9 protein-coding genes are annotated in these 11,481 nt (G+C 37.7%); all 9 read right to left on the reverse strand.

The window, feature by feature from the left end:
- Nucleotides 1-36 precede the first annotated feature (36 nt).
- From FZ949_RS01300 to secF, 9 genes are read right to left on the reverse strand one after another with little or no spacing between them, the layout of a single operon-like run.
- Nucleotides 37-705, reverse strand: coding sequence for an endonuclease III domain-containing protein (locus FZ949_RS01300; RefSeq protein WP_148790033.1), 669 nt, complete (start codon nt 703-705; stop codon nt 37-39).
- Nucleotides 702-1,466 (reverse strand): ATP-binding protein, encoded by a 765-nt coding sequence (locus FZ949_RS01305; RefSeq protein WP_002942073.1) that lies wholly within the window; start codon nt 1,464-1,466, stop codon nt 702-704. The genes FZ949_RS01300 and FZ949_RS01305 overlap by 4 nt, the downstream gene beginning before the upstream one ends.
- On the reverse strand, nt 1,463-4,408 hold the full coding sequence (gene mfd / locus FZ949_RS01310) for a transcription-repair coupling factor (protein ID WP_103580562.1): 2,946 nt from the start codon (nt 4,406-4,408) through the stop codon (nt 1,463-1,465). The genes FZ949_RS01305 and mfd overlap by 4 nt, the downstream gene beginning before the upstream one ends.
- Nucleotides 4,389-5,591, reverse strand: a complete 1,203-nt coding sequence (locus FZ949_RS01315; RefSeq protein ID WP_103580563.1) for a Mur ligase family protein — start codon at nt 5,589-5,591, stop codon at nt 4,389-4,391. Before FZ949_RS01315 ends, mfd begins: the two co-directional genes overlap by 20 nt.
- Nucleotides 5,588-7,162, reverse strand: coding sequence for a GGDEF domain-containing protein (locus FZ949_RS01320; protein ID WP_103580564.1), 1,575 nt, complete (start codon nt 7,160-7,162; stop codon nt 5,588-5,590). Before FZ949_RS01320 ends, FZ949_RS01315 begins: the two co-directional genes overlap by 4 nt.
- Complete coding sequence (gene lptE / locus FZ949_RS01325) at nt 7,143-7,682, reverse strand: LPS assembly lipoprotein LptE (RefSeq protein WP_148790034.1); 540 nt, start codon at nt 7,680-7,682, stop codon at nt 7,143-7,145. The genes FZ949_RS01320 and lptE overlap by 20 nt, the downstream gene beginning before the upstream one ends.
- 3 nt (nt 7,683-7,685) lie before the next feature.
- Complete coding sequence (gene leuS / locus FZ949_RS01330; protein ID WP_103580566.1) at nt 7,686-10,151, reverse strand: leucine--tRNA ligase; 2,466 nt, start codon at nt 10,149-10,151, stop codon at nt 7,686-7,688.
- Between the two features lie 8 nt (nt 10,152-10,159).
- Complete coding sequence (locus tag FZ949_RS01335) at nt 10,160-10,498, reverse strand: DUF6394 family protein (protein WP_021090699.1); 339 nt, start codon at nt 10,496-10,498, stop codon at nt 10,160-10,162.
- 9 nt (nt 10,499-10,507) lie between these two features.
- The gene (gene secF / locus FZ949_RS01340; protein ID WP_103580567.1) at nt 10,508-11,479 is read right to left on the reverse strand and encodes a protein translocase subunit SecF; all 972 of its coding nucleotides are present in this window, start codon (nt 11,477-11,479) and stop codon (nt 10,508-10,510) included.
- Nucleotides 11,480-11,481: the final 2 nt, after the last annotated feature.

Genomic DNA, 11,481 nt, shown 5'->3' on the forward strand with positions numbered 1-11,481 from the left:
TGGCAAATTTATAAAGAGTTGTTACATATTAGTAGTTTAATTTTTAATGCTGCTTAATATTTTTTGGCCATTTTGGCTTAAAATTTTACCTTTGAAATTCTCTTTGCAAAACTCCAAAATAAGAGCGTGATAGAGTTTTAAAATTTCAACCTCATCAAATTTCTCGCTATCAAGAAATTTATAAATTTCATCATAATCAAGCGAGCTAAACCACTCAGCCGCCTCGTCGTAGCACTCAAAAACATAGTCAAAATACGCCATTATCCTAAGTGCGTAAGCATCAACGACCATATAAGGCTTACCGCAAGCATATGCCAGTATCGCATCACAAGTCTCGGCTCCAACGCCTCTTACGCTTATGAGCCACTCACGGCTGGTATTTTCTTTAAAATTTTCAAAGCTCTCGAATTCATTTTTTATAGCCAGACAGAGCATTTTTAGCCGTTTTGCCTTTGTGTTATAAAAGCCACTTGGCTTTATAAGCGTAGCAAGCTCGCTGTTTTCAAGCGCGCAAATACCTTCTAAACTATCTTTACCGACATTTTTTAGATTATTTAGCGCCTTTTCTACATTTTTCCAGTTGGTATTTTGCACCAAAATAGCACCCAAAACAACCTCAAAAGTACCCTCGCCTGGCCACTTTAGCTCGTCTAAATTTTTGTTTTTGTGATTAAATAAGGTTAAAAATAAATCAGTTGAAGTCATTTTAAATTTTCTTTAAAAGTTAGATAAAACTGCTTTGCCGTTCTGCCACTTCTGCTAGCTCTTAGCGTGGCGAAATTTTTAGCAAGCGTATGAAGCTCGTCTTTGTCGCCAGTGTAGTCTTTAAAATAAAAATCAACCATTTTTAGATACTCGTCATAGTTGCCTTGATAAAAGCTAATCCAAAGACCAAAGCGATCTGAGAGAGAAATTTTCTCCTGAGCTGCGTCGCTGTAGTGGATTTCGCCGTCAATTAGTTCTGAGTTTTCATTTTCACTTTTAAACTCGCTTATTAGGTGGCGGCGATTTGATGTAGCGTATAAAAGGACGTTTTTTGGCGGCTTTTGGATAGAGCCATCCATGATAGGCTTTAGAAATTTATACTCATTGCTGCCATTTTCAAAGCTTAGATCGTCGCAGAAAATGATAAATTTAAACTCGCTCTTTCTGATCTCGTCGATGATGTCGCCAAGGTATTTTAGATCTTCGCAGCCGATCTCAATGATGCGAAGTCCCTCTTTATAAAATTTAGTAAAAACAGCTCTTACAAGGCTTGACTTGCCACATCCTCTCTCGCCCCAAAGAAGCACGTGATTTGCCTCGTCGCCAGCTATAAAATTTCTAGTATTTTTTAGCAAAATTTCTTTTTGTTTCTCTAGTCCATAAAGTGAGTCGATATCGACAAAATCGATATCCTCAACCGGCTTTAACATCCCTTTTGTGCTTTTATAAATCGCTGCGTACTTCACGCCCCAATCTATCATTTCTTATCCTTTCTTAGATAGACCAAAATTTCAGCCAAAACATCGTCGTCGTCCTTGCTACGTGACTTTAGCCTGATCTTCTCGTCATCATTTTTTGTTATTAGTATATTTTGTTCGCTGTTTGAGATCGTCTTTATGCCAGCTTTTAGAGCTAAAATTTTGATGATGATAAGGTCTAAAAACTGCTTTGTAAATGTATCTATCTTACCAAATCTATCCTCAAGCTCGCTTTGTATCTCATAGACCTCGGCTACCTCTTTGCACTTGCTAAGGCGCCTGTAAATTTCAAGTCTTAGCCTATCTTCTCTTATAAATTCTTGATTTAAAAAGGCGCTCACACTAAGCTTTAGATCGATCTTGTCAAGCTTTGCGGAGTCTTGATTAAGAAGCTTATTGATCTCATCTTCTAGCATCTTTAAATATAGCGAGTAGCCAATAGCCTCGATGTGACCGCTTTGCGCCTCGCCGATGATGTTACCGCCACCCCTTATCTCAAGGTCGTGATAGGCTAGCACCGAGCCAGCGCCCAAAAATGAGTTGCCCTCAAGTGCGACAAGTCGTTTTAGCGCGTCCTTACTAATGGCATCTTTATCTTCAACCAAAAAGTAGCAGTAGGCTTGCTTATCGCTTCTGCCCACGCGACCGCGCAGCTGATGCAGGTCAGCCATGCCAAATTTATTAGCATTTTCTACGATTATGGTGTTTGCATTTGGCAAATGAATACCACTTTCAACGATACTGGTGCAAAGTAGCAAGTCGTACTCGCCACGCTCAAATTTCATCATCTCATCTTCAGTGACTTTCGCATTTACCTTTGAATGCAGGATTAATATCCTAAGCTTTGGCAAAATTTTTCTTAGATCATTTGCTGTCTGCTCTATGTCTGCGATGTGGTTGTGAATGTAAAAAGTCTGCCCACCACGTCTTAGCTCACGCATGATCGCCTCTTTGACGACCTTTTCGTCCCACTCTCTAACACTTGTTCTCACATCTAGTCTCGAGCTTGGCGGAGTGGCCAAAATGCTATATGTTTTTATCTTGCTAAGCGCCATATTTAGGCTTCTTGGTATCGGCGTGGCGCTCATACTTAAGATATGTGAGTGCTGAGAAATTTCTTTTAGCTGCTCTTTTTGCTTAACGCCAAATTTATGCTCCTCATCAACGACGATCAGCCCTAAATTTTCAGCCTTTACACCAAGAAGCGCATGCGTTCCCACACAAACTATCGGCTCATTTTCTTTTAGCGCTTTTTGTAGGCTCGCCTTTTCTTTAGCACTTGAGAAGCGATCCAGTCTAAAGACCTTTATGCCAAATTTGCTAAATCTTTGGCTTAGCGTCTTGTAGTGCTGTGAGCTAAGAAGCGTCGTTGGCACAAAGAAAAACGCACTAAAGCCTGATTTTATGCAGGTAAATATGGCATTCATCGCAACTTCAGTCTTACCAAAACCAACATCACCACTAAGTAGCCTATCCATCACCTTGCCGCTTTTTAGCTCATCTTTTATATCATTTACCGCCTTTTGCTGATCATTCGTGTATGAAAAGCCAGCGTCTTGAACAAAATTTAGATAAGAGATATCCTCTTTTTGCAAAATTTTGCCTGCGATCAGCTCTCTTTTTGCCGCCATTGCTACGATCTTTGAAGCGATCGCGAAGAGTTTTTCTCTAACCTTCTCTTTTATCTTGGCAAAATTTGCCTTACCCAAGCGATCAAGCACCGCCATAGAGCCATTTTGAGCGATGTAGCGGTCTATCAAATTTAGATGTTCAACTGGCAAAAGAAGCTTATCGTCATTTTGATAAGCAATTACCACAAATTCCTTCGTTGCACCCAAAACCTTAATCTTTTCAAGCCCTAAAAATCTGCCTATACCATAATCTTCATGCACAACGTAGTCATTTACTTTTAGCTCATCCACCACGAGGCTTGAGCGCTTAACTCGTCTTTTTTTCTCAAATTTATTAAGTGAAACTACGATCTTATCGCTTGAGGTTAAATTTACTACAAGGGGCGAAATTTCAAGCTTTACATTTGCAAAACCATCAAGCTCATAGCCCTTAAAAAGTCCCTCATTTCTTGAAAGAACGGTTATGCTTTTGCTCTTATTTAGCTCAAAAAAGTCAAAATTTAAAGTAACCTCAAGATCTTTATAAACCTTTGGCTCGGGTAAAATTTCAATACCCTTAAATTTATCTTCAGGCACATCATAAATTTCAAAATCGATCTTTTTAACAAGCTTTGAGTTAAATTCTTTTAAATAGTCACTAAAGCTATCTATCGCCCAAAATCCAAGCGAATTTAGGTCATTCACCAAGGCATCGCTTTGCATATCCTCGATCTTTTGACTGACCTTTTCAAACTCGTCTTTGCTCAAATTTGCGATAAATGGCACGATCTCGGCTTCGCTTAACTCGGCTTTGTTGCTAATTTGTGTAGCGGTGTTGTAGTTTCTAATGCTCTCCACCTCATCGCCAAAGAGTAAAATTCTAACAGGATCGTCCATATTTACGCCGTAAATGTCAATGACTTCGCCACGAATGCTAAACTCTCCAACGCTCTCAACGATATCGACGCACTCGTAGCCAAATCGTATGAGCAAGTCGGCAAATTCGCTTAAATTTAGATTATCTTTTAGCTTGATCGTTGAGCTTTCTAGGTTTTTTTGCGTTGGAAGTGGGTTTAAAAGCGTACTAAATGGGCTTATGATGATCTTTTTGCCATCAAATTTATAGTATTTGCTAAGAACGGATGAAATTTCAAAAAGCTCTTCGTTAAAGCTTCTTAGATCATCGCCCTTTTTGGCTCTAAAATCAGGCAACCTAAATGCACTAAAACCAGCAAAACTAGCCGCATCAGCGCAGAGTGCCGCCTCCTTATCATCTTCACAGATAAGAATTTGCGGAGCGTTTACTAAAAGATACTCATAAACCTTTGCTTGCATAATACTCTTTTAAAAAGGCTTCAACTAGATGAAATGAGCCAAACGCTAGATAAATTTTGCCGTTTATGGCCTCTTTTACGTCGTTCATATCGCTTAGTTCAAAGTCTTTATATGAAATTTCTAGCTCATTTAACGCCTTGCTTATAAGTTCTCCGCCAAGCTCTCTACCTTCGCAGTGATAGTGATATAGTAGTACGTCACTAATGACTGGCTTAAGTACTGTTAAAACAGCTTTAAAATCTTTATCTAAGAACGAGTTATAGACCAAGGTAAGCTTCTTGCTGGCAAACTCACCTTGGCTAAATTTCTTAGCAACAGCCTTTGCACCAAGCTCGTTGTGACCGACATCTACATATAAATTTGAGGCGATCTTTTCACATCTACCTCGAAGCGTGAGAGCACCAAGCTTTTTTATGTCTATGCTGTTATCTAAAATTTTAGCAGCGGCGTAAGCTAGCGTTAAATTTGAGCGTAAAAATTCCGGTAAGTTATATTTGTCAGCGTATCTTGCTATCTCATATAAATTTTTAGCAGTTAAAATTTCTCTTGGAAAGCTTAAAGCTGCCTTTTTCTCGCTTGAAATTTCTTTTGCTATAGCGATACTTATCTCGTTCATTTCATCATTTAAAATAGCTCTTTTGCCCATAGCCTCAAATTTCGTACGTGAAATTTCTTCTAAGCTATCTCCAAGAACTGCCGTATGATCAAGTCCGATGGGCGTAAAAATACTTAACTCTTTTTCAAAGACATTTGTCGCATCAAGCACACCACCCATGCCAGCCTCGCAGACAAAATAATCGCAACCCTCAAAAAGTACCGCAGAAAGTAGCGTCATATACTCGAAATAGCTCGTTTTTACCTTGTACTCATCACTCAAAAGAGCTTGCAAACGCTCGTGAGCTCTCTCTAAAATTTCATCGCTAGCAACCTCACCATTTAGCCAAAATCGCTCATTAAATTTAAATATATGTGGGCTAGTATAATGCCCTACTTTTGCACCATTTTGACTTAAAATTTGCGCTAAAAAGCGACCAGTACTTCCTTTGCCATTCGTGCCTATTATGTGAATAATCTTAAATGGCTTTATATGCTCTTTTATAGTCGCATACGCTCTAATGATCCTGCCGTAGTCAATCTCTTTATAGTAAAGTGGTTTGCCATCAAGAAATTTAGCTAGGCTCATTTTTCCTCGATTATCTTTGGCATTACTTGATTTCTACCATTTTCTTTTGAGAGATAAAGCATCTTGTCAGCAGCTTCAAGCGTCATCGTCTCACTTAAATTTGCGCTTCTTGTCGCTATGCCGGAGCTTATAGTAACCTTGATACGCTCATTTTTATATATAAATTTGAAATTTTCTATCATGCTTCTTAGCTTATCTCCAAATTTAACACTATCTTTTAAGCCAGTGCTTGGAAGTAAGATTACAAATTCTTCACCGCCATATCTACCAACGAAATCAACCTTTCTAGCATTTTTCTTAAGTACTTGAGCCACTGCTGAAAGAATAACATCTCCAGCCTCATGCCCATAAGTATCGTTTATGCTTTTGAAATGATCAATATCAACAAAGCAGATAGAATAATCAGTCCCATAGCGTTTATATGCCTCTTCAATGCGTTGAATCTCGTTCATCAAAGCACGCTTAGTAGATACTTTTGTTAAAAAGTCCTCTTTACTCTCCAGCTTAGCTTCCTCAAGCTCTTTTTCAAGGCTGTTCACTCTATTTTGAAGCTCTAAGATAGTAGCTTGCCTATTGTGCATCTCGATACCAAGCTCTTTGCTCTCGATCTCCAAAGCACCAGCGATCTCAATAAGCATGCTTCTTACTTGATCAATGCTATTTGTATTTAAATTTACATTTTTTAGATCATTTTTAATGCTTTTTACTTTATCGGAACTACTTTGCGAACTAACAGCAATATCAGAAATTCTCTCACTTATATTTTGTAAAACATTATTTAACGAACCAACTTTTTCTATGATCTCCGTTCTGTCTTCTTCTATTCTGCGATCAACAAATGTCTTTACCTTTTCTTGAAATTCTTTGCTATTTAAGGTTTTAGGATTTTGCTTCAAAGTACTTCTTATCGTGCTAAGCTCTTCATCAAGATCCTTTGTAATAGAAGGCTCAAGAGTAAGGCTTAAAAGCTGAATCAAAACATCCTCTTCGCCATCTTCATCTTTTTGTGCAAGAAATTTCTCAAGTTCAGAACTCATTGTCTTTAAATCATCAAAATTTCTAACACCATAATATTTCAAAAATTCTAAAAAATCAGTATCGTAAGAGCTAACAAAGTCAAACCATCTAAGGCACATTTCTTCAAGATTTTTCTCATCATATCTTCTAGCAAGTAGCTGCATACTTTGCTCTGCTAAGCTTTTTGCATCTTTATTGTGAAGCATTGAGATAGCTTGTAGAATTCTTCTAGCAAATGCGTTTAGTGATTGTAATTTTTTATCATCAGCCATAAGTCCTGCTCCTTGTTGAGCACCTCTAGAGAGCCTAGCAGTCATAAAAGCGACAAACTCATCGACCGTCTTTATATGAAGGCTTAGGGCTTGATTTTTATATTCATCACCAAGCCTTGAGATATATTTTTCTATCTTTTTACTCTCTTCTGTTGTAAAGCCATATTTTTTAGAAATTTCATTATAGACTTCAGTGTAATTCTCTGGCGTTAGCATCAAATGACGATCTTTGATCTCATTTAAGGCTTCCTTGACTATTTGACTAACGGTTACTGCTGCCATTTCTATATCCTTTTACCACTAAACTTGCGATATACTCATCAAAGGCCTCTTTTGATGCCTCTTTGATAGCTTCGTATTTTTGAGTATCACTAAGAACGCTGTCAGCAAATCTTACATCTTTTTGACGTCTTGCGACACTAAAGTCATACTCGCCAGTGGCTGGAATATCAACCACGCTACCATCTTTAAATTTAGTCTTATAATTTAAGCTAAGATGTGCTTTGTATGACGTAATGTAGCCAAACTCATCATAAATTATTGCTTCGTAATTTAAATCTTTTACCGAAATAATTATTGAAGTATCAGCACTCTCTTTGCTTGATAAACTTTTATTTAGCCTTGCGACCATGCCCTCTTTTACAGCATCCTTTATCCAAACACTATTTTTTGGCTCTTCTTTACTGATAATCACATCAACGTAAATTTTATCGCCAACTAGATCATGCGTGATCTTTGAAACTGGTTTATACCCACACCCGCAGATAAAAAACGCAATAAAAAACGCTAAAAAATATCTCAAAATTTATCCTTTAATGACAAAATTTACTAATTTGCCTTTTATGTAAATCTCTTTTAAAATTTCTTTTCCTTCAAGCCATTTAGCTACGTTTTGCTTAGCTAGCTTTAAAATTTCACCCTCACTCTCACTCGCTGCCACTTCAAACTCAGCTCTTTTTTTGCCATTTACTGTAACTGCAAGAGCGATGCTATCTTTTACAAAAACCTCTTCTTTTACGTCTATCTTTATGAAATTTTTTCTACCAAAAAGCTCTTCACTAAGCTCATTTGCGATATGTGGCACGATAGGCTCTAGTAAATTTAAGATGATAAAAAAGCCTTCAGCACTTACATCTTCGTTATCCTGCGCATTTATGGCATTTAGTGCCTCCATGCAAGCAGCGATCAATGTATTAAAAGCAAATGTGTCACCAAAAACCTCGGTTGATTTTTTAAGTGCTTCATAAATTTTTAGCCTTGCAAATTTCTCATCTTTGTTTAAGCTTTCGTGGTCTATCTCAGGCAATTTATCTATCTTTTTAATAGTTTGTGCCTTCTCCCAAAGCCTATTTAAAAACCTAAATGCACCTTCAACTGCGCTATCGTTCCACTCAAGCTCTTTTTGAGGAGGAGCAGCAAAAAGGATAAATAGCCTTGCCGTATCAGCACCATATTTATTGATAATATCGTCAGGATCTACGACATTGCCCTTACTTTTACTCATCTTTTTACCATCTTTTAAGACCATGCCTTGAGTTAGCAAATTTTCAAATGGCTCATCGTCTCTTAGATAGCCTAGATCTCTTAAGACCTTTTGGAAAAATCTAGCATACAAAAGGTGCAAGATTGCATGCTCGATACCACCAATATATTGATCTACATTCATCCAATAATTCACACTCTTTTCATCAAGTGCTTTTTGCTCCCATGTCTTCTCGTCGCTCGCAAATCTAGCAAAATACCAGCTACTCTCCACAAACGTATCCATCGTATCAGTCTCTCTGATCGCATCTTGTCCGCATTTTGGACACTTTGTAAATTTCCAAGTTGGGTGCTTATCAAGTGGGTTACCCTCGCCTGTGATTTCAACATCTTCAGGCAGTGCGATAGGTAAATTTTCCTCTTTTTCAGGCACTACGCCGCAGCATTTGCAGTGCACTACTGGTATTGGCGCACCCCAGTATCTTTGACGAGAAATTCCCCAGTCTCTTAATTTATAGTTTGTGATCCTTTTACCTAAACAATCTTTTTCAAATTTTTCTATTATGAAATTTTTAGCTTCTTCTGAAGCAAGTCCATTTATAAGCTCAGAATTTATAGAAATTCCATACTCAGAGTACGCTTTAGAGCCGTCACTCTCACCATCAAGTGGCTTTACGACTGGTTTTATAGGAAGATTAAATTTACTTGCGAACTCGAAGTCTCTTTGATCGTGTGCAGGGACGGCCATGATAGCGCCACTGCCGTAGTCAGATAGGATAAAATTTGCAACCCAAACTGGGATTTTTTCATTAGTAAGCGGATGAACGACGTAAATTCCTAAAAATTCTCCGTCTTTTTCGCTCGCTTGACGCTCTCTTGGGCTTTGATTTAGGATTGTTTTTATCTTTGTCTTTTTGTTTTCATCAATTTTATCACTCTCAAGCAATGCTTTTACGATAGGATGCTCAGGAGCAAGAGCTGTGTAGCTAACGCCGTAAATCGTATCAGCTCTTGTAGTAAACACCTCAAAGCCGTCAAACTTACCACCTAAAACCTCTTTTGAAGCTTCATCAAGATAAAATTTAAACTCCAAGCCGTAGCTTCTACCGATCCAGTTTTCTTGCATTGTAATTACTTGATTTGGCCATTTGCCTTCAAGAAGTTTCAGATCATCAAGTAGCTCACTAGCGTATTTTGTGATGTTAAAGTAATATCCTGGAAGCTCTTTTTGTACAACATCATTACCACATCTCCAGCATTTGCCATCCTCCACCTGCTCATTTGCAAGCACAGTTTGATCGTATTCGCACCAATTTATAATTGCATTTTTTCTATAAACAAGCCCTTTTTCAAACATCTTTATAAAAAAGCTTTGCTCCCACTTAGTGTAAAGTGGATCAGACGTGGCTAAAATTCTCTTTTTAGAAAATGAAAAACCAAGGCTTGCAAGCTCTTTTTTCATATAGTCGATGTTTTCATAAGTCCAAATTTTAGGGTGAATTTTATGTTTTATGGCTGCGTTTTCAGCTGGCATACCAAAGCTATCAAAGCCAATAGGATGAAGCACGTTGTAGCCGCTTTTTCTATATGATCTAGCAAGTGCATCACCGATAGAGTAGTTTCTCACATGCCCCATATGTATGCGTCCGCTTGGATACGGAAACATACTTAGGATATATTTTTTCGGCAAGCTTAGATCGGCTTTTGGTTCAAATTCTTCATTTTTATCCCAAATTTCTTGCCATTTTTTTTCTATCTTCAAAGGCTCATATTTTCTCTTTTCAGCCATTTTTTCTCCTAAAATTCTTCTTGAGCTTTACTTGATTCTATTAAAACCAAGGCTAGTGAAAATATATTTGCAATGACTGCGCCAATAGCCAACGAATAGCTAAGTGTTATATTTTCAGAGACTTGCAAAATAACAAAAGCTGGTATAAGGTGTAAATCAGCAACTAGCGAGCTTGCAAAAAGTTCAGCTGAGAGTAAATTTTTAACACCGATCTTAAGTAGCGTTGAAACCAAATTTATACTAGCCGCCACAAAAAGCGCAATCTCGTTTTTATCATATAAAAATTCTGCCGTAGTCGTAAGACTCATCAATGCAAAAAATATGTAGATAACTTTTCCCCAGTTCATTATCCCTCCTTACACAACGCCTTTTTCAAACATAGCACGCTCTTTATCACGCTCTTTTTTGATCCTTTGCTTCTCAGCCTCTCTAGCTCTAAAATGCTCGATGCTAAATTTAAACCAGATAAGAAATGGTGATGAGATGTAGATCGAGCTGATCGTTCCTATAACGATACCAACGATAAGGATAAATGAAAATCCATGTATCATATCTCCACCAAATAAAAATAGCACGAGAACCGTCATCATTGTAGTTGCTGAAGTTAAGATAGTTCTTGAAAGCGTAGCAGAAACTGACTCATTGATAACGCCCTCGATATCAGTTCTCTTACTCTCTTTGATACCCTCTCTTATCCTGTCAAAAATGATGATCGTATCATTTAGAGAGTAGCCAAGTACTGTTAATACAGCCGCTAGTGTGTCCAAATTTACATCGATATCAAATAGCGAAATAGCACCAACAGTTATAACGATATCATGAATTTCAGTTGCGATCGCAGCTAGCGCAAAACGCCACTCAAATCTAAATGTGATGTAGATTAATATGCCAATTAGTGAAATTCCAAGAGCCATCAAGCCTTTTTCTCTAAGCTCGTCACCAACCTTTGGTCCAACAATATCAACACGTCTTACTTCAAAATTTCCAGTATCTTTTAAAATTTGCTTTATCTCAGTGCCGATGTCACCAGTTAAATTTGAGCTTGAACCTGAAAATCTAATAACAGCCTCATCTTCACTTCCAAACTCAGTAACTGAAGCATTTTTTAACACTTCATTTGTGCCAAAAGCATCACGAATTTTATCAAGTGGCGCTTTGGTGTCATATTTTAGCTGGATAAGCGTACCACCAGAGAAATCAATGCCGTAGTTTAGGCCTTTTGTAGCAAGTAAAACAATAGAGCCAACAAATAAAAATATAGAAAATGCTAGTGAAGCAAATCTAAAACGCATAAAATCATAAACTTTTGCCTTAGTAAAAATTTGCATCA

Source organism: Campylobacter concisus (genome assembly GCF_902460545.1).
Classification (GTDB): domain Bacteria; phylum Campylobacterota; class Campylobacteria; order Campylobacterales; family Campylobacteraceae; genus Campylobacter_A; species Campylobacter_A concisus_AE.

Bases quoted from the DNA above. Each gene is read 5' to 3' on its own strand.
- FZ949_RS01315 (WP_103580563.1), bottom strand. From the start codon at position 5,591: ATGAGCCTAGCTAAATTTCTTGATGGCAAACCACTTTACTATAAAGAG.
- secF (WP_103580567.1), bottom strand. From the start codon at position 11,479: ATGCAAATTTTTACTAAGGCAAAAGTTTATGATTTTATGCGTTTTAGA.
- FZ949_RS01335 (WP_021090699.1), bottom strand. From the start codon at position 10,498: ATGAACTGGGGAAAAGTTATCTACATATTTTTTGCATTGATGAGTCTT.
- leuS (WP_103580566.1), bottom strand. From the start codon at position 10,151: ATGGCTGAAAAGAGAAAATATGAGCCTTTGAAGATAGAAAAAAAATGG.
- FZ949_RS01300 (WP_148790033.1), bottom strand. From the start codon at position 705: ATGACTTCAACTGATTTATTTTTAACCTTATTTAATCACAAAAACAAA.
- FZ949_RS01305 (WP_002942073.1), bottom strand. From the start codon at position 1,466: ATGATAGATTGGGGCGTGAAGTACGCAGCGATTTATAAAAGCACAAAA.
- FZ949_RS01320 (WP_103580564.1), bottom strand. From the start codon at position 7,162: ATGGCAGCAGTAACCGTTAGTCAAATAGTCAAGGAAGCCTTAAATGAG.
- mfd (WP_103580562.1), bottom strand. From the start codon at position 4,408: ATGCAAGCAAAGGTTTATGAGTATCTTTTAGTAAACGCTCCGCAAATT.